Consider the following 18,444-nt stretch of genomic DNA (forward strand, 5'->3'; position numbering starts at 1 on the left):
CCACTATAGAACCACAATGGCACCAGGTCAAGTAGCCACACTGTGATCATCATGCGCCTCGCAGACCGTAGTCAAAGTCAATGCACTTGTTTTCAAAGATAAATAAGCAATTTCCACCAAGACAAACTGTTGACAGCCAGATTTAACTGGTACTACACTGGTTTTAATATCAACACATGTTGGCATGTGTGCCGTGCCCGAGCCCCGCTGTTCGGCGATGGTGTCTGGAGAATTCATGGAGACTTTGATGGGCTTCCCGCAACTGAATTTGTTGGCGTTTACCAGTGGTCGTGTTGTCGCGATAGAGAACGTTCCCGACCCGGTATTTGCTGGTCGCATGATGGGCGACGGCTTGGCCATTGACCCGGCACACGGTGCTGGGCAAGGTGTGCTGAGCGCACCTTGCGCCGGACGCATCGTGCAACTGCACTCGTCGCGGCACGCCTGCTTTCTGGAGGCAGACAACGGCGCACGGGTTCTGCTGCACATCGGTGTGGACACCGTGCTGCTCAAGGGTGAAGGCTTTGTCACACGTGTTGCGCAGGGTGACGTGGTGCGGGCCGGCCAGACCTTGATCGAGTTCGACATCGACCTGCTCAAGCGCCAGAACAAACCAGCGATGGTGATCCTCGTGGTTGAGAACGGCGACGACTTTCACATCAGCTCGCGTACCAGCAGCAGCAACGTATCGACAGGCGATCCACTTCTGACCCTGGTTGCCACCAACACAGATACCGCCTTGCCGGTCAGTGCTCCGGTTGATACCGGTGACGTTGAAACGGCCAAAGGCTGGGCTGTGGTGCGCCATGGCGGCGGCTTGCATGCGCGCCCGTGTGCACTGCTGGCCAATGCGCTGAAACCCTTTGCGGCTGCGGTCGAGGTGCGTGTGCGCGGCGCCAGTGCCAATGCGCGCAGTGCAACGGCGATGATGGGCCTGTCGGTGGCGGAGGGTGAGGAAGTGGAGCTGCGCGCCACCGGCCACCAGGCGGGTGATGCCATCGAGGCGGCCATCAAGGCGCTCGAAACCGTCAGTGTTGCAGCACCCGTGGCTCCGACACACACAACGTCCATCCAATCAAGCGCAAGAACAGACCTGCTACCGACCCAGTTCGCCGGTGTGATTGCCTCGCCGGGGCTGGCCATGGGACTGACCGCTCGTTTTGAACATGCGATCCGTGCCATCAAGGAACAGGGTGACAGCGAGATCGTTGAACAGCGCGCTCTGGCAGCAGCGCTGCAAGCGCTTGTGGGAGAACTGGCAACCGCCGTCGCCGATGCCGAGCAGCGCCAGCTTGTCGAGCAAGCCGAGATTTTTGCCGCCCACCGCGTCCTCGTCGAAGACCCCGAATTGCTGGCTGCGTCCAAAACGCTGATCGCCGCCGGGAAAAGCGCCGCTTTCGCCTGGCAGACCGCCATAGAAACCCAATGCCGTATCCTGGTGGCAAGCAACAGCCCGCTGCTCGCCGGGCGGGCTAGCGACCTGCGCGACATCGAACGCCAGGTGCTGCGCAAGCTGGCCGGTGACGATGGGGCCGCGCCGGTGTTTGCCCGCGATGCCGTGGTGCTGGCCGACGATCTTTTGCCGTCAGACTTCACCGCGCTTGAACAAGCCGGGGTGGCCGCCATCGTCACGGCGCAGGGCGGACCCACCTCACATGTGGCCATACTCGCCCGTGCCCGGGGAATCCCCACGCTGGTCGCCGCCGGGCCACGCCTGGCGGGTGTGCCCGCAGGCGTCCAGGTGGTTGTGGATGCCAACAACGGCCTGCTCGACACCGCGCCGAGCCCCGAGCGCCTTGCCAGCGCGCTGACAGAGATCGGCCAGCGCCGGGAAGCACAAGCCCAGATGTTGGCCCGTGCCCACGAACCAGCCGTCACCATCGACGGCGTCCGTATTGAAATTGCCGCAAACATTGCAACGGCCGCCGACGCGGCCAAAGCCGTGACACTCGGCGCCGAGTCCGTCGGCCTGCTGCGTACCGAGTTGCTGTTCCTTGATCGCCAGACCGCACCCACGCAGGACGAACAGCGCGCCGCTTACCAGGCGGTGGTCGACGCGCTGGAGGGGCGCAGCGCCATCATTCGCACGCTCGATGTGGGTGCCGACAAATCCTTGCCCTACATCCAGATACCGCAGGAAGACAACCCGGCACTTGGCCAGCGCGGTATTCGCCTGAGCCTGGCGCGTGAAGCGCTGCTCACCGAACAATTACGCGCGATCCTGGCCGTGCAGCCACGCTCGGCCGTGAAGATCATGCTGCCGATGGTGACCGACCTGGCCGAACTCGTGGCAACACGTGGTGTGCTGGATCGCCTGGCAGCAGAGATGGGTATCTCCGAGCGTGTTGAGCTCGGCGTGATGATCGAGACACCAGCCGCCGCTGTGCTTGCCGATCAACTGGCGCAGGAAGCCGATTTTTTCTCGGTCGGCAGCAACGATCTGACGCAGTACGCCTTGTGTATGGACCGCACCAACCCGGCGCTGGCCGCGCGTGTGGATGCCCTGCACCCGTCCGTGTTGCGACTGTTGGCACTCGCAGCCCAAGGGGCTGCCGGCAGTGGCCGGTGGCTGGGCGTATGCGGCGCGATGGCCTCAGACCCGATAGCCGTGCCCTTGCTGATCGGGCTCGGCGCCACAGAGCTCTCCGTGAGCCCCGCAGTGATTCCAGAGATCAAGTCCGTGGTGCGCCAACTGAATCTGGCCGAGTGCCAGTCGGTCGCGCAGACGGTGTTGCAACTGACATCCGCCGAAGCCATCCGCGCGTATGTCAGACAGGTTTGGCCGTGGTTGGATGCTGCCAAGGCATGACTGCCGGGCAGTGAGGTAAGTCTGTGGTGAGTCGTTGTTTCGTCAATTTCTGAGAAGGAATCAAAATGAGTGTTCTAGGGTACATGCAACGCATTGGGCGGGCGCTGATGGTGCCGGTGGCAGTATTGCCGGCGGCGGCGATCATGATGGGTATCGGCTACTGGCTGGATCCGAACGGCTGGGGGTCAGATAGCGCCGTCGCCGCGTTTCTGATCCAGGCGGGTGCGGCGATCATCGACAAGATGGCGATTCTCTTCGCCATCGGCGTCGCTTACGGCATGTCCAAGGACAAGGACGGCGCGGCCGCGTTGGCCGGGCTGGTAGGGTATCTGGTGGTGACGACCTTGCTCAAGCCGAGTGTGGTCGCGCAGATCCAGTCGATCCCGCTGGAGCAGGTTCCGGTCGCCTTCAAGAAGATCGAGAACCAGTTCATCGGCATCCTCTGCGGCGTGATTGCCGCCGAGTTGTACAACCGGTTCAGCGGCGTCGAACTGAACAAGGCGCTCGCCTTCTTCTCTGGCCGCCGACTGGTACCGATCATCACCTCGGTCGTGATGATCTTCGTCTCGTTCGCGCTGATGGCGATCTGGCCAGCCATCTACGGCGGCTTGGTGCATTTTGGTGAATCCGTCGTCAGCCTCGGCTCCTTCGGCGCCGGCATTTACGGCTTCTTCAACCGCCTGCTGATTCCGGTCGGTCTGCACCACGCGCTCAACAGCGTGTTCTGGTTCGACGTGGCTGGCATCAACGACATCCCGAACTTCCTGGCTGGCGCCAAGGGCCTGGCTGAAGGCAAGTCCGTCCTGGGCGTGACCGGTATGTACCAGGCTGGCTTCTTCCCGATCATGATGTTCGGCCTGCCGGGTGCCGGTCTGGCGATCTACCACGCCGCCAAGCCTGAGAACAAGGTGCGTGTCGCCTCGCTGATGATGGCCGCCGGTTTTGCCTCCTTCTTCACCGGCGTGACCGAGCCGATCGAGTTTGCCTTCATGTTCGTGGCCCCCTTGCTGTACGTGATGCACGCCTTTCTGACCGGTATCTCGGTTTTCATCGCCGCACAGATGCACTGGATGGCCGGTTTTGGTTTCAGCGCAGGCCTGGTTGACTTGGTGCTGTCCGCACGCAATCCGCTGGCGATCAACTGGTACATGCTGATTCTGCAGGGCCTGGTGTTCTTCGCCCTCTACTACTTCTCTTTCTCCTTCGTGATCCGCAAGATGCACCTGAAGACACCAGGCCGTGAAGACGACGTCGAAACCCCAGCGCAAGAGGTCAAACCGCTGGCACCCGCTCCCGCCCCCGCATCCAGCGGCAGCGAGGTCGACCATCTTGCCCAGGCCTACCTGAGCCTGATCGGTGGTGCAGCCAACGTCACCAACATCGATGCCTGCATCAGCCGCCTGCGTCTGACGCTCAAAGACACCTCCAAAGTGGACGAAGCCGCCGCCCGGCGTGCCGGTGCCAGCGGCGTCATCCGGCTCAACAGCGAGAGCGTGCAGATCATCATCGGGCCCAAAGCTGAACTGGTCGCCTCGGCCATGCAAAAGCTGGTGTAAGCCTAAGCGGCCAACCCGTCGTTCCGGGCTTGGGGCGACGTGGCAGCTTTCGACAACTGGTATCACCCCGTTGTCCGTGCCAAGCAGGGGCCAGGATGCACCATCCTGGCTTTTGCACCAATGAAATGAAGCCATTTCCCCAAGAACACGCCTGAGGCACAGGTGGTGCAGTGGTATCATGCTTCGCCTCAAAGCCATGCACATGATCAGTGGCAAGCGATTCATCCGATCCGAGCTTTTGTGGATCATTCAAACGTACGACCGGTGCGACTGATATGACCGAAACAAGCCTTGCTTCCGACAGTTCTCATGCCGAACCCATCGATTCGCTGGTCGCCGAGATCAGCCTCGACTCAGCCGCGTCTTCTCACCTGTACCTGCAGGTCCGCAACGGTCTGGCGCGCCTGATCCGCGAGCGCCGCTTCAGCGTGGACGATGCGCTGCCCTCAGAGCGTGTGCTGGCTGATCGGCTGGGCATTTCACGCGTCACGGCGCGCAAAGCCATTGCCGCGCTGGTTGACGAGGGCTTGATCGTGTCTCGCCACGGCTCGGGCAATTACATCGCGCCGATGCTTGAGCAGCCGCTAACGCGCCTGACCAACTTCACCGAAGAACTCAAGCAGCGCGGGTTTGTGCCGCGTTCGCGCTGGATAAGGCGCGTCATCAACGCCGCGATGAGTGAAGAAATGGTGGCACTCGGACTGTCGCCCGGCGCGCGTGTGGCTCGGCTGGAGCGTGTGCGTCTGGCTGACGAAACGCCGATGGCCTACGAGGCCAGCGCCTTGCCAGTTTCAGTGGTGCCAGACCCCGAGGCCGTCGAGGACTCGCTGTACACCTATCTCTCTGCGCGCGATTCGGTGCCGGTGCGCGCCCTGCAGCACATCCGCGCCGCCAACGCGACGGCACGGCAGGCCGAACTCCTATCTATCCCGCTCGGACAGGCGCTTCTGTTCATCACCCGCGTCGGCTACCTCGACGACGGGCGTGCGGTCGAAATCACCCATACCTGGTGCCGCAGCGACTACTACGATTTTGTCGTTGAACTGAGGCGCTGATCTGCGCCCAAGCCCAAGCGAGCGTACGTGGTGCGCAAAAATGGTTGTTTTGTGCAGCCGCTTCAAGAGACACTCTCACTGCTTGAACATCAAAACGCAGACCCCACCATGCACACCCCAACCGACACCCTGACGCGCTTTTACACCGCTTTTGCCGCCCTGGACGCTGATGCCATGGGCAGCTGTTACAGCCTGACCGCCACGTTTGATGACCCGGTTTTTTCGCTCCAGGGTCAGCACGATATTGCGGGCATGTGGCACATGTTGTGCGCTGCTGCCAGCGGCCAGGGTCGGCAAGACTGGCGGCTGGACTTCAGCCAGCTGCAGGCCGATGCCCACACCGGCCGTGCACATTGGGAGGCGCATTACCGCTTCAGCGTCAGCCAACGGCTGGTGCACAACATCGTGGAGGCAGACTTCACGTTCACCCCCGAAGGGCTGATAGCCAGCCACCGCGATGCCTTTGACTTCTGGCGCTGGTCACGCCAGGCGTTGGGCCTGGGTGGCTGGATGCTGGGCTGGGCACCGTTTTTCCAGCGCCAGGTCAGCCAGCAGGCCAGTGCCAATCTGGCGCGTTATCTGGCCAAAAACCGCTGACACCTTATGTCATTTTTTTATAGCAACATGCCCAATACCAACAAGGGCTACGGCGCACTTTCCTTGGTCATCGGTGCCAGCGGTGGCATCGGTTCGGCGCTGCTGGCGCAGTTGCAGGTCGACCCGCGTTATGCGCGGGTGCTGGGTCTGTCCCGCCGCAGCAGCCCGGCGCTGGACTTGCTGGATGAAGCCAGCATCGCCGCCGCCGCCAGCCACGTCAAAACCCTGCTACACGACCAGTCGTTGACGCTGGCACTGGTGGTGGACGCCACCGGCATGCTCCACACCGCAACCCACCAGCCCGAAAAAAGCTGGGCGCAGCTGGATGCCACACAGATGGCGCGGGCCTTTGCGGTGAACGCCATTGGCCCGGCGCTGTTGATGAAGCATTTTTTACCGCTGCTGCCAGCCCAGGGGCCCGCGTGTTTTGCCACGCTGTCGGCCAAGGTGGGCAGCATTGGAGACAACCGGCTGGGTGGCTGGTACAGCTACCGCGCCAGCAAGGCGGCACTGAACCAGCTGGTGCATACCGCAGCGATTGAGCTGCGCCGACGTGCGCCGCAGGCCATTTGTGTGGCGATACACCCGGGCACGGTGCACAGCGCCCTGTCGCAACCCTTTGCCAAAACCGGGCTCACGGTGCGCCAGCCCGAGGTGGCCGCCGCCGAGTTGCTGGCCACCCTGGCGCGGCTGACGCCGCAAGACTCCGGCGGATTTTTCAGTTACGACGGCGAAGTACTGCCTTGGTAAGCTAAAGCCCTTATAGATAAAGGGCTGATAGCTACCAAATCAAGAGTGGCTTAGTTCGCGCCGCAGCACTTCTTGTACTTTTTGCCGCTGCCACACGAGCAGACATCGTTGCGGCCGGGGGTTTCCTCACGGCGCACGGTCTCGACACGTGGGCCAAACTGGCGCCAGACTTCGCGCAGGTCGTAGACCGCCCACAAGGCGTCGGCAAAGTCGTTGAGGCGCTGCTCGCTCATGGTCGGTTCGCCGTCTTCCTCAAACGCGCCCACGGTGGCCTCGCCAGTGTCGTCTTCGGTCAGGGTGACGATGCATTGCAGCGCGGCGTCGAGCACCTTGGCGGCCTCGCGGTCACGCGGTGCTGCCCACTCTTCGGGCCAGTTCTCCACCGCATACATGAAACCGATGGCCCAGATCTGGCCAAAGGACGGGATCGGTGCGTCACCCATCTCGGCGCGCTGCTCGGGGCTCAGCGCGGCAATTGCGCCACGCAGGTCCATCACCTCGGGCTGGTAGGCACGCTCGTCGTCGAGCGCCTCGATCGGGATGTTGAGCGCGGTGGCCACCTCGTTCCAGCGACGGGTCCAGAGTTCCATAAAACGCTCAAATTGGGCGGTGTCGGCAAACACCGAGGTGCCGCAGGCGCCTTCAGGTTCAATCCCCAGCAGCACCGGCAGGTATTCGGAGGGCAAGATGACCCGGCGGCAGCAGATCAGCGCGGCCAGGAAACCCTCACAAAACTCCCACTGCGGGATTTCGTCGTCGCGGGTGCGCAGGTCGTCCAGGATGGTGTCGAGTTCGTCGAATTGTTCAACGGACAAGGGTTCGCCGGATTCACCGGACAGGTCTTCGATGCGCATGGTGTTCAAGTTTGAAAGTCGGAATAGCCCGATTTTGCCTTGTAACCTGTGCATCACGCTGCCAACATGGCGCTGGCTGGTGTCTGAAAACCATGCCCCAGGCCACCCAGCGGGTGACCCGAGGGCTCAGGACATCAGATGTATTTGTAGTAGCCGTGTTTCATGGCATGGGCGCCACGATGGCGACCCGTGGATACCAGGAAGTTCCAGACAGCACCGCGAAGTTGGGCCCAGAAGCCGGACGTGGAGGTGGTGATGGATGGCGAAGTGCTGCTTGAAACGGGGTGCAAGCTGAGGGTGTGTGCAACGGACATGGAAAGACCTTTCTAGGTTAAAACTTAAGCCACGAGAAGGTGGACCGAGGGTTTTCCCTAGTAGTTTATCCAGATGAATCATGTATTGACGTAAATCAAAGAATACCCTTGCGAACAGCGTAGGTGAATCCAGGAAAGTGCCGCCGCTGCGCGGATGTGTGATATCCCCTGCTGGACATCACACGGGGCGGGACTGCAGGCTCAGCCCTGCTGATGGTGTGCTGCGGTGTGCAGCGTCTGTCAGGTGTTCAAGCTGGCTGGCAGACCCAGCCGCTATTTATTCAATAGCTTTGAGCACTTTGACTGAAAGGGCTAGAAGCCTTTTCTTCATACAAAGCACGGCTTTGTCCTTGCTCAGCAGACAAGCCTGATGGTCCACCGCAAGGTCAATGAAGATCTGATCGTCGGCATCTTTGCAGACCGCACTGGCGCGCGGCGCCGCAACATGGATCTGGGCCTGGGCGTCGAACCCGGCCAGCACCTCGGTCGCGCTGATGCCATGGTGCTGCAGGCTTTTGACAATGTAGGGGTAGGTCAACACCCGCGCCAACTCGTCGCGCATGGGCACGGTGGCGATCCATTGCAGGCGGTTCCCGGCCAGCTCGGCCCGGAGTGTGAGGGTTGCCGGGTCCTGGAACAGCAGCAGGTCGAGCACGATGTTGGTGTCCAGCACCACCGGCGCGACCACTGGCCCATGCGGGCTCGGTTGGGATTCAGCGCCTTGGCTCACGCTGCGGGCTTGGGGCTGCGCTCACGTGCGGAGCCGGCCACCATGTCAAAGCGGAACAAGCGGCATTCGATCGGGCCGTTCCACATCGGCACGCGGCGGGATTCTTTGAGGCGCATCTTGCTGGGTAATTTGAGGTCGGGCGTGAGCATCCAGGCGGTCCAGCCCGAGTAGTTTTTCTTCCAGTGGGTGGCGAGCTGGCTGAAGAACTCACCGCCATTCTCGGTTTGCGGCAACTCTCGGGCGCCAAAACGGCCCTGCTGTACATCACCGCCCTCGTCTGTGCCACTATCGTCTTCGTAGCTGTCTGCCCTGTCGTTATAAGGGCTAGAGGCCTGTTTGGCATGCAAAGGGGCACGTTCCATGCGACCACTGCGGGCGACACCGGCGACTTCGATCCGTTCACCATAGGGCGGGTTCAGCAGCATCACGCCACCACCGGTCTGGCTCACGTCCATCGGCGGCATCCGTTGTAATGCGTCACCCCCCCGGAATTCGATGACCTGGGCGACGCCGGCGCGCTCAGCATTGCGCTGGGCAAAGTCGACCATACGGTGGGCCACATCGCTACCAAACAGCAGGGGCTTTTGGTCGGCGTCGGGCATCACCACGGCGTCAGCCGCTTCTTGTTTCATCGCGTCCCAGTCGGCCTTGCGGAACGGCAGGTATTTTTCGAAGGCAAAACGACGCTGGCCACCGGCGGGCATGTTGCAGGCCATTTGCGCGGCTTCGATCAGGATCGTGCCGCTGCCGCAACACGGGTCGTACAGCGGCTGCAGGTCACCCTCGCCGTCGAGCCAGCCGCTGGCGGCGATCATCGCGGCGGCCAGGGTTTCTTTCAAAGGCGCGTCGCCCTTATCCACACGCCAGCCGCGTTTGAACAGCGGTTCACCCGAGGTGTCGATGTAGAGGGAACAACTGTCGGTGGTCAGGTGGGCGTAGATGCGCACATCGGGCCACTGGGTGTTGACGTCCGGGCGCACGCCGTTGGCCACCGTGCGAAAACGGTCACAGACGGCGTCCTTGATCTTGAGCGCGGCAAAGTTCAGGCTGTTGAGTGGGCTGTGCTGGGCGGTGATCTCGACCTTGATGCTCTCACGCGGGGTGAACCAGCGCTCCCAGGTGACTTCGCTGGCGGCGCGGTACAGGTCCTGCTCACTGCGGTATTCGGTGTAACTCAGCAACACCAGCACGCGCTGCGCCAGACGGCTGTACAGGTTGAGCAACATGGCGTGGGCAAAACCAGTGCGCACCGCCACCCCACCACGCTGTTTGGTGATGCAGCCGGGCGGCAGTTCGGTGATGCGCAAGACCTCGGTGGCCAGGTAGTCTTCCACGCCAGCGGCGCAGGGCAGGAACAGTTGGAGTTGGTTCATAGGTATTCTTTCCTCAGGGTCGTCGAGGGGATGGCTTCGCGCCCCATGCCGCCTCGAGGGCACAGCAGGGTGGCGCCAAAAATGTCACAGCTCCTTGCGCAACGATGCCGGGGCAATGCGCAGGCCTTCGCGGTATTTGGCCACGGTGCGGCGGGCGCATTCGATGCCTTGCTCTTTGAGCATGTCGGAGATCTGGTTGTCGGACAGCGGTTTTTTGGGGCTTTCGGCGGCGACAAATTGTTTGATCAGCGCCCGCACTGCGGTGCTGGAGGCGTTGCCACCGGATTCGGTGCCCAGGCCCGAGCCAAAGAAGTACTTGAGCTCGAAGGTGCCGTAAGGCGTGGCCATGTATTTGGCGGTGGTGACGCGGCTGATGGTGGACTCGTGCAGGCCCAGCTCATCGGCAATTTCGCGCAGCACCAGCGGGCGCATGGCCAGCTCGCCGTGGATGAAGAAGCTTTTTTGCCGCTCCACAATCGCGGTGGACACCCGCAAGATGGTGTCGAAACGCTGCTGGATGTTCTTGATGAACCAGCGCGCCTCTTGCAGACGCTGCTGCAGTGCCAGCGCACTGGAGGCCTCGCTGCCACCAGCCTTGTGGCCCTTGAGCGCGTTGGCGTAGATGTCGTGCACGCGCAGGCGCGGCATCACCTCGGGGTTCAGGCGCACGCTGAAGTTGGCGTTGCCACCGTTGCCCACCCTGACCACGAGCACATCGGGCACCACCACATTGCGTTCCACATCCACAAACCGCCGTCCGGGCTTGGGCTCCAGGCGGCCAATCAGGGTGATGGCGGCACGCACGGCGGGGTCGCTGGCACCACACAAGGGCATCAGGTGTTTGATGTCGCGCCGGGCCAGCAGGTCCATCGGCTGGCGGCAGATGGCCAGCGCGACCTTGATCACGTCGGGGTCGAACTCGTCGCTGAGATCGGTGTTGCGCTGCAGGGCTTGCAGCTGCAGGCTCAGGCACTCGGCCAGGCCACGGGCACCCACGCCAGTGGGCTCCAGGCTTTGCAGCAGGCTCAAAGCCACGGTGAAGTGGTGGACCAGTTGCTCGATCTGCTCCGGGTCGTCCTCACCGGCCAGGCCACGCGCCAGCTCGTCGAGTGTGTCTTCCAGGTAACCGTCGTCATTGAGCGACTCGATCAGGAAACGCAGCGCGGCACTGTCCTCAGCCCCCAGGCGCAGCGCCAGCGCCTGGCGGTGCAAAAAGCTCTGCAGCGACTCCTGGTTGCGCGCCAGCTCGGTGGCGTCCATTTCGTCGTCACCGCTGAGGTTGTTGCCACGGGCCGCGGCCTCACCGCCCCACTCGCCGTCGTCGGGCGCCATGCTGACGGTGCCATCACCGTCCCAGCTCGGGATGTCGTCAGACGACACACCGACTTCTTCATGGTCATTTTCGGACTTGGCCCTTGTAGTGTCTGGATACTCTGCTGCTGAATAAGTAGCAACTTCAGCCTCACGGTCCGCCGCACTGACCGGTGCGTCGGCCTGCGCCAGACCAAAGGACTCCCGCTCGGCCTCTTCGACGTTGCGGTCCAGAAACGGGTTTTCGTCGAGCATCTGGTCGACTTCCTGGCTCAGCTCCTGGGTCGATAGCTGCAGCAGACGGATCGACTGCTGCAACTGCGGTGTGAGCGCCAGATGCTGCGAGACGCGTAAGGACAGGCCTTGTTTCATGACTGATCAGGGGTCATGTTTTGGCGACGGGCCGCCCCAAGCAAAAACGCGGCCCCCTCGGGGGGCAGCGCAGTACACATCGTGACAAGCGTGGGGGTCATAGCTTCACATGCGGAAATGTTCACCGAGGTACACCCGGCGGACATCAGCGTCGTTGACGATGTCGGCGGGGGTGCCCTGCGCCAGCACCGTGCCGTCGCTGATGATGTAGGCGTGGTCACAAATGCCCAGGGTTTCGCGCACATTGTGGTCGGTGATCAGCACGCCAATGCCCCGGTTTTTCAGGAAACTGATGATGCGCTGGATCTCGATCACCGCAATCGGGTCAATGCCCGCAAAAGGTTCATCCAGCAGGATAAACCGCGGGTTGGTCGCCAGCGCCCGGGCAATCTCGACCCGGCGGCGTTCCCCCCCCGAGAGCGACAAAGCGCTGGACTGGCGCAGGTGGTCCACCCTCAGGTCTTGCAGCAGCGCAGTCAGGCGTTTTTCAATCTCGTCGTTGCTCAGGCCCTTGCCGCGCTCATCGAGCTGCAACTCCAACACCGCACGCACGTTGTCCTCCACATTGAGGCGGCGAAAAATCGACGCCTCCTGGGGCAGGTAACCCAGCCCGAGGCGGGCGCGCCGGTGGATCGGCATGTGTTCGACCGACTGGCCGTCGATGGTGATGTCGCCACCGCTGGCACGCACCAGACCCACAATCATGTAAAACGAGGTGGTCTTGCCCGCACCGTTGGGGCCGAGCAGCCCCACCACCTCACCTTTGCGCACCGACAGCGACACATCCTTGACCACCTTGCGGCTGCCGTAAGACTTTTGCAGGTGGTGGGCTTGCAGGCAGCTGTCTTGTCCACCCGTGTCCGAGGAGCGATGCCGGTCACCGGCGACCGTTGCTGGCGCAGCAGGAGCCATGTCCAGGGGGGTCATGGCTTGCTGCCACCCAGGGTGTTGGTGTCGCGCAAAGGCGTGGACGACGCTGGTACCGACGCATTGTCCGGGGTCGGCGTCAGCATCGCCTTGACCCGGCCGGCGGGTGCACCGGGTTGGCCGGTGCTGCTGTTTTTGCCAGCGGCAGGTGCACCATCCAGCGTGAACACGCTGGTGACGTTGTTGTAGACGATCAGGCCACCATTGAACTCGTCGGCCAGGGTGGCCCCCCGATAACGGCGCAACTGGGCTTTGGAAATGAACTTGACGGTGTCCAGGCGACCGTCGTAGTCGATGGTTTCGCCCTCGCCTTCGATGAACTCATCCACCCCTTCGCGCTTCTGGCGGAAAAACGCCAGTTTGCCGGGCTCGGCGGTGACCACACCGTATTGGAAGCCATCCGGGTCTTGCCGCACATCGAGCCGTGCGCCGCGAATCAGGATGGTGCCCTTGGTCAGGACCACCTTGCCGGTGAACACGCTGACCTGCCGTGCGTCGTCATAACGCAAAGCGTCAGACTCCACATTCATGGGTTTGTCCTTGTCCGCCTTTTCACCCCAGGCGACAGGAGCCACCAGGACCAAAAGGACCGAGACCAGGCGCGACAAAAGGAAGTTGTTCATAAAGGCACGAATCTTGCATGTTTATGCATGCATTGTAGCGACCTTGCTGCCCGTTCCCATCGGCCCGCAACGAAGCCAGATGTGGCGCCCGACAAGCGCCAGACTCAACGTCCCGCGCGGACCTCGGCCACCAGGAAATCCACCACCTGCAGCGCCCGGTCCATGGCTTTGGTCATGGCACCGTCGGTGTAAAAACGCCCGGCCACACCGAGCGCAGGCACACCTTCGACCTCGTAGGCATTCATCAGCTGGCTGGCCCGGCGCGCCTTGGCCACCGTGGTGAACGAGTTGAAGTGGCTGGTAAAGAGCGCCTTGTCCACCCCTTGTTTGGCCATCCAGTCGGTGATGGCCGCTTCCGTTGACAGGTTTTGCCGCTCCACATGGATGGCGGCAAACACGCGCTCGTGCAATTTGGTGGTCAGATCCATCGCCTCCAGCGCGTAAAAAAGCCGCTGTTGTGGCAGGTAGCTGTCCTGGAACGCCACCGGCACACGTTTGAACACCACGTCTTTGGGCAGGCGCTGCGCCCAATTGTTGAGCACCGGCTCAAACGCGTTGCAGTGTGGGCAGCTGTACCAGAAAAATTCGATCACCTCGATCTTGCCTGCCGGGGCGTCCACTGGCGCGGGCTTACGCAGCTTCGCATAGTCGCTGCCCGCCTGGGGCACTTTGGCCTGGGCCAACAGCGGGGTGGTGGTCAGGGCGGCGCCAGCCAGGGTGGCAGCGGCACAGAAATCGCGTCTTTTGAGGGGCATGGGGTTCGGTCCTTGTCAACAATGACAGCGTCAGAGCAGCACACGCCCCAAAAAGTTCAACGTGCCGCGCGCACCATGGCCGCCTCCAAGCCGGTGGCCTCCAGCTTGGTTTTGGCGGCTTCAGCTTCGTCACGGCGTTCATACGGCCCCATCCGCACCCGGTAGACTGTGCGCCCGGCTTGTTCACGCTCACTGACCTTGGTCTCCAGCCCGGCCAATGACAGCTTGGCACGTTGGCTCTCGGCATCTTCCTGGGTGCGGTAAGCACCCACCTGCACAAAATACACAAAAGGATCGGCAGCCGCCGGACCAGATACCGCAGCCTTGGCCGCCGACTTGGCTTTGACCAGGTCACCCAGGGGGTCGGCGGTGACCGCTGGCTTGGCAGGCTCGGCGTCCGAGGCGGCAGCTTTGGCGGGCACCGGCTCAATCTGCTCAGCCGAGGCCGGGCGAGCCGGGTTCTTGCCATACAGCGGGGCGTTCGGGTCCCAGTCCTTGTTTTTCTGCTGCTCGACCGCGTCCTGGTCAGCTGGGCGATTCATGCCTTTGTCCAGGAACGGGACCGGCACCTTGGTGACATACACCGCCACCGCCAGCGCCACGCCCAGCCCAACCACCAGGCCCAGCACAAACCCCAGGAATGTTCCGCCGCGTTGTTGTTTCATGTTTCACCTTCGATACCTGTTGTTATTGCGTGATCACATTTTGCGCGGGGCAGCCACACCCAGCACCGCCAGGCCGTTGGCCAGCACCTGCGCGGTGGCCGCCACCAAGGCCAGCCGAGCCAGCTTGACAGCTTCGTCGTCCACCAGGATGCGCTCGGCGTCGTAGTAGCTGTGGTAGCAGGCGGCCAGTTCACGCAGGTAAAAGGTCACATCATGCGGGGCAAAACCGCTGGCGGCGTCACTGAGCATGGCCGGGTATTTGGCCAGCAACAGCATCAAAGCCTGGGCCTGCGGACTGTCCAGCGGGCTCAAATCCACACCGGCCAGGGTGGTCTCGTCGCCGCCCCAACCTGCGAGCACCGAACAAATGCGCGCGTGGGCGTACTGCACGTAATACACCGGGTTGTCGTTGTTCTTGGCCACGGCCAGATCAACATCAAAGGTGTATTCGGTGTCGGGCTTGCGGCTCAACAGGAAAAAGCGCACTGCGTCCTTGCTGGTCCACTCAATCAGGTCGCGCAAGGTCACATAACTGCCTGCGCGTTTGCTGATCTTGACCTCTTCACCACCCTTGACCACGCGCACCATGGTGTGCAACACGTAGTCGGGGTACCCCTTGGGAATGCCCACGTCAGCCGCCTGCAGCCCAGCGCGCACCCGCGCAATCGTGCCATGGTGGTCAGTGCCCTGGATGTTGATTACCTTGGTGTAACCCCGCTCCCACTTGGCAATGTGGTAGGCCACATCGGGCACAAAGTAGGTGTAGCTGCCGTCTTTCTTGCGCATGACACGGTCTTTGTCGTCGCCGTAGTCGGTGCTTTTGAGCCACAAGGCGCCGTCTTGCTCATAGGTCTTGCCGTTGGCCACCAGTTTGTTGACCGTGGCCTCGACCCGGCCACTGGTGTACAGGCTGGACTCCAGGTAGTACTCGTCAAACTTGAGGTTGAAAGCCTGCAAGTCCTTGTCCTGCTCGTTGCGCAAGTAGGCCACGGCAAACTGGCGGATGGAGTCGAGGTCATCCACATCACCACTGGCGGTGAAGGTGCGGTCGTCGGCCTGGACGGTTTTCTTGGCAAGGAAGTCGTTGGCGATGTCCTGGATGTAGTCGCCGTTGTAGAAGGCCTTGCTGGCGGGGTTGTCGGGGTCGGTCGGCCAGCAGTCGTCACCTGGCTTGAAACCTTTGGCGCGCAGCTGGGTGCTGTTGGCCAGGGTCTGGATTTGGACACCGGCGTCGTTGTAATAGAACTCGCGGTGCACCTGGTAGCCCTGGGTGGTGAACAGGTTACAGATGGCATCCCCCAGCGCGGCCTGGCGGCCATGGCCGACATGCAAGGGGCCGGTCGGGTTGGCCGAGACAAACTCCACCAACAACCTTTGACCATTGGCGGCCTGCGTGCCATAGCTTTGGGTCTGCGCCAGCACCTCACGCACCACCTGCTGTTTGGCAGCCGGTTTGAGCTTGATGTTGATGAAGCCCGGACCGGCAATCTCCAGTGCCTCAACCCAGGTCTGGTAGGGCGGCGTGGCCCGCAGGCTGGTGCACAGGGTTTCCGCCAACTGGCGCGGGTTGAGTTTGAGGGGTTTGGCCAGTTGCATCGCGGCGGTGGTGGCCAGGTCACCATGTGCCGCCACTTTGGGCGACTCAAACGCGGCACGCGCGCCCGCACCGGGCAAAAGATCTTCCAGCGCTTGGCGCAGGGCTTCAAGGAGTTCGGTTTTGACAGTCAGCATGGGCCGATTTTAGGCGGCAGGCCAGGCCCCCTCTTCCTTGACGCGTGGGCCACACCGGTTGACTCACACCTTGTGTTGTTTTGGTCAAGCTTATGTGGTCGAATCGCCCACGGTCATTTCCACAACAAAGAAAGGTGTTCAGATGAAAACAGTATTGGCAATTCTGGGTTTGGGCTTGGCGCTGTCCCTGGGTTCGGTACAAGCCCAAACCGCGCAGCAAAGCAAGATGGCAAGCTGCAACAAAGAAGCCGGTGACAAGGCCCTCAAAGGCGATGAGCGCAAGGCCTTCATGAAAGATTGCCTGGGCGCCAAACCCGCCGCAGCCAGCAGCGACAAAAAAACAGCGCAGCAGGAGAAGATGAAAACCTGCAACAAGGAAGCCGGCGACAAAGCCCTCAAAGGAGATGAGCGCAAAGCCTTCATGAAGGACTGCCTGAGCAACAAGGGCTGAACCCGTGTCACACGCGAAGCCTCACTGGCGCAGGGATTGCTCTAAGAACGAGAGTGTTCTCCCCAATGCCAACGAGGCTTCAGGGGCGTTATAAGCAGATCGGCAGTCACAGTTGAAACCGTGGCTGGCGTTGTACAGATGCAGCGCCACCTCGGGGTGCGCCAGCCGGAAGGCCTCGACACCTTGCAGCGGAATCGAGGCGTCGTGCTCTGCAAAGTGTGCCAGTACCGGCACTTTGGGGCGCCTGGCGATCTCGACCGGCTGTGTCATGCCGCCGCCGTAATACGGTACGGCAGCCGTGACGTGATCGAGCTCACACGCGGCGCGCCAGGTCAACAACCCGCCCCAGCAATAACCGACCACCGCGACCTTGCCCGAGGGCAGCTGGCGAGCCGCATGATCTACCGTGGCCTGGATGTCGGCCAACACACCGGGCGCGGGCAACCCTTCGACCTGCGCCTTCAAGGCCACACCTGCAGCGATGTCCTCAGGTGAGTAACCCATGTCCACACCCTGCCGAACCCGGTGAAAGGTCGACGGCGCCAGCGCCAGATAACCCTGCGCTGCAAAGCCGTCAGTCACTGAACGGATATGGCGGTTGACACCAAAAATCTCCTGCAACACCACCACGGCGCCGCGCACCGGACCCATTGGTGTGGCCTGGTACACCGGAAACTGAAAACCGTCGGCGGCGGTCAACGCAAGCAAAGACGTCATGGGCGTTCTCCGATCCAGGGAAACGGCCATTTTCCATGTTTTGCCAAAACGCGCCCCAGCAAACCGAATACGATGGCTGCATGCAAAAAATACTCTTGATCACAGGTGGTTCGCGCGGCATTGGCGCTGCTACCGCTTTGCTGGCGGCACAACACGGTTTTGCTGTGGCCATCAACTACAGCTGCAATGCCGAGGCGGCCAACACGGTGGTACAGCAGATTCAAACCAGCGGCGGCAACGCCATCGCGGTGCAAGCCGATGTAGCCCAAGAAGACCAGGTGGTCGCCATGTTTAAGGAAGTTGATGCCAAGCTCGGGCGATTGACAGCGCTGGTGAACAACGCCGGCGTGGTGGACGTGGCCAGCCGGGTCGACAGCATCACGGTGCAGCGCCTGCGCCGCATGTTTGACACCAATGTGCTGGGCAGTTTTGTGTGCGCCCGCGAGGCCATCCAACGCATGAGCACACGTTTTGGCGGCAGCGGCGGCGCCATCGTGAATGTCTCCAGCATCGCCGCCAGTCTGGGCAGTGCTGGTCAGTATGTGGATTACGCGGCCAGCAAAGGGGCCATCGACAGCTTCACCATCGGGTTGGCGCGGGAGCTGGCGCAGGAGGGTATCCGGGTCAATGCGGTGCGCCCCGGCATCATCGACACCCACATTCACGCCTCAGGCGGCCAGCCCGAACGCGCCCATCAGCTGGCATCCACGGTGCCCATGCAACGTCCAGGGACAGCACAGGAAATAGCCCAATCCATTGTCTGGCTGCTCTCGGATGCGTCCAGTTACACCACCGGCGCTTTGCTCGACGTGGCCGGTGGACGTTAAGCACTTTTTCAAAACCCGCAATACCTA

19 protein-coding genes are annotated in these 18,444 nt (G+C 62.0%); 7 read left to right on the forward strand and 12 right to left on the reverse strand.

Annotated elements, in window-relative coordinates:
• Positions 1-27: 27 nt before the first annotated feature.
• Entirely contained in the window at positions 28-237 is a 210-nt protein-coding gene (locus tag RF819_RS20950; RefSeq protein WP_143541634.1) for a hypothetical protein, read from the reverse strand.
• Between RF819_RS20950 and ptsP the strand changes: the two genes are divergently transcribed.
• From ptsP to RF819_RS07935, 5 genes are all read left to right on the forward strand, one after another.
• A complete protein-coding gene (gene ptsP, locus RF819_RS07915) occupies positions 236-2,809 on the forward strand; it encodes a phosphoenolpyruvate--protein phosphotransferase (RefSeq protein ID WP_242472808.1) in 2,574 nt (857 codons plus the stop codon). The genes RF819_RS20950 and ptsP overlap by 2 nt on opposite strands.
• A 65-nt stretch (positions 2,810-2,874) precedes the next feature.
• Positions 2,875-4,365 (forward strand): N-acetylglucosamine-specific PTS transporter subunit IIBC, encoded by a 1,491-nt coding sequence (gene nagE / locus RF819_RS07920; RefSeq protein ID WP_078364488.1) that lies wholly within the window; start codon positions 2,875-2,877, stop codon positions 4,363-4,365.
• A gap of 275 nt (positions 4,366-4,640) precedes the next feature.
• On the forward strand, positions 4,641-5,420 hold the full coding sequence (locus RF819_RS07925; protein WP_078364489.1) for a GntR family transcriptional regulator: 780 nt from the start codon (positions 4,641-4,643) through the stop codon (positions 5,418-5,420).
• Positions 5,421-5,528: 108 nt separating this feature from the next.
• The gene (locus RF819_RS07930) at positions 5,529-6,017 is read left to right on the forward strand and encodes a nuclear transport factor 2 family protein (RefSeq protein ID WP_078366840.1); all 489 of its coding nucleotides are present in this window, start codon (positions 5,529-5,531) and stop codon (positions 6,015-6,017) included.
• Positions 6,018-6,023: 6 nt separating this feature from the next.
• On the forward strand, positions 6,024-6,767 hold the full coding sequence (locus tag RF819_RS07935) for an SDR family NAD(P)-dependent oxidoreductase (protein ID WP_242472805.1): 744 nt from the start codon (positions 6,024-6,026) through the stop codon (positions 6,765-6,767).
• A 50-nt stretch (positions 6,768-6,817) separates the two neighbouring features.
• On the opposite strand, the gene RF819_RS07940 is transcribed toward RF819_RS07935, so the two are convergent.
• The 10 genes from RF819_RS07940 to argS form a co-directional block, all read right to left on the reverse strand.
• Positions 6,818-7,621, reverse strand: a complete 804-nt coding sequence (locus tag RF819_RS07940) for a YecA/YgfB family protein (protein ID WP_078364491.1) — start codon at positions 7,619-7,621, stop codon at positions 6,818-6,820.
• A gap of 134 nt (positions 7,622-7,755) precedes the next feature.
• A complete protein-coding gene (locus tag RF819_RS20955) occupies positions 7,756-7,935 on the reverse strand; it encodes a hypothetical protein (protein WP_143541635.1) in 180 nt (59 codons plus the stop codon).
• A gap of 277 nt (positions 7,936-8,212) precedes the next feature.
• Complete coding sequence (locus RF819_RS07945; RefSeq protein WP_078364492.1) at positions 8,213-8,665, reverse strand: putative toxin-antitoxin system toxin component, PIN family; 453 nt, start codon at positions 8,663-8,665, stop codon at positions 8,213-8,215.
• Positions 8,662-10,038: a THUMP domain-containing class I SAM-dependent RNA methyltransferase gene (locus tag RF819_RS07950; protein WP_078364493.1), complete on the reverse strand. Its 1,377-nt coding sequence runs from the start codon at positions 10,036-10,038 to the stop codon at positions 8,662-8,664. Before RF819_RS07950 ends, RF819_RS07945 begins: the two co-directional genes overlap by 4 nt.
• A gap of 84 nt (positions 10,039-10,122) precedes the next feature.
• A complete protein-coding gene (gene rpoN / locus RF819_RS07955; protein WP_078364494.1) occupies positions 10,123-11,721 on the reverse strand; it encodes an RNA polymerase factor sigma-54 in 1,599 nt (532 codons plus the stop codon).
• Positions 11,722-11,826: 105 nt separating this feature from the next.
• Positions 11,827-12,633, reverse strand: a complete 807-nt coding sequence (lptB, locus tag RF819_RS07960; RefSeq protein ID WP_078366841.1) for an LPS export ABC transporter ATP-binding protein — start codon at positions 12,631-12,633, stop codon at positions 11,827-11,829.
• A gap of 11 nt (positions 12,634-12,644) precedes the next feature.
• Positions 12,645-13,271: a lipopolysaccharide transport periplasmic protein LptA gene (gene lptA / locus RF819_RS07965; protein WP_078364495.1), complete on the reverse strand. Its 627-nt coding sequence runs from the start codon at positions 13,269-13,271 to the stop codon at positions 12,645-12,647.
• 104 nt (positions 13,272-13,375) lie between these two features.
• Positions 13,376-14,026, reverse strand: a complete 651-nt coding sequence (locus tag RF819_RS07970) for a thiol:disulfide interchange protein DsbA/DsbL (protein ID WP_078364496.1) — start codon at positions 14,024-14,026, stop codon at positions 13,376-13,378.
• 56 nt (positions 14,027-14,082) lie between these two features.
• A complete protein-coding gene (locus RF819_RS07975) occupies positions 14,083-14,691 on the reverse strand; it encodes an SPOR domain-containing protein (protein ID WP_078364497.1) in 609 nt (202 codons plus the stop codon).
• Between the two features lie 33 nt (positions 14,692-14,724).
• Entirely contained in the window at positions 14,725-16,422 is a 1,698-nt protein-coding gene (argS, locus tag RF819_RS07980; protein WP_078364498.1) for an arginine--tRNA ligase, read from the reverse strand.
• A gap of 142 nt (positions 16,423-16,564) precedes the next feature.
• Between argS and RF819_RS07985 the strand changes: the two genes are divergently transcribed.
• Positions 16,565-16,873 (forward strand): PsiF family protein, encoded by a 309-nt coding sequence (locus RF819_RS07985; RefSeq protein WP_078364499.1) that lies wholly within the window; start codon positions 16,565-16,567, stop codon positions 16,871-16,873.
• Between the two features lie 21 nt (positions 16,874-16,894).
• Here the strand turns inward: RF819_RS07985 and RF819_RS07990 are convergent, their stop codons facing one another.
• The gene (locus RF819_RS07990; RefSeq protein WP_078364500.1) at positions 16,895-17,590 is read right to left on the reverse strand and encodes a dienelactone hydrolase family protein; all 696 of its coding nucleotides are present in this window, start codon (positions 17,588-17,590) and stop codon (positions 16,895-16,897) included.
• 80 nt (positions 17,591-17,670) lie between these two features.
• On the opposite strand from RF819_RS07990, the gene RF819_RS07995 reads away from it, so the two are divergent.
• Positions 17,671-18,417, forward strand: a complete 747-nt coding sequence (locus RF819_RS07995; RefSeq protein WP_078366842.1) for an SDR family oxidoreductase — start codon at positions 17,671-17,673, stop codon at positions 18,415-18,417.
• Positions 18,418-18,444: the final 27 nt, after the last annotated feature.

The organism is Rhodoferax fermentans (assembly GCF_002017865.1).
Classification (GTDB): domain Bacteria; phylum Pseudomonadota; class Gammaproteobacteria; order Burkholderiales; family Burkholderiaceae_C; genus Rhodoferax; species Rhodoferax fermentans.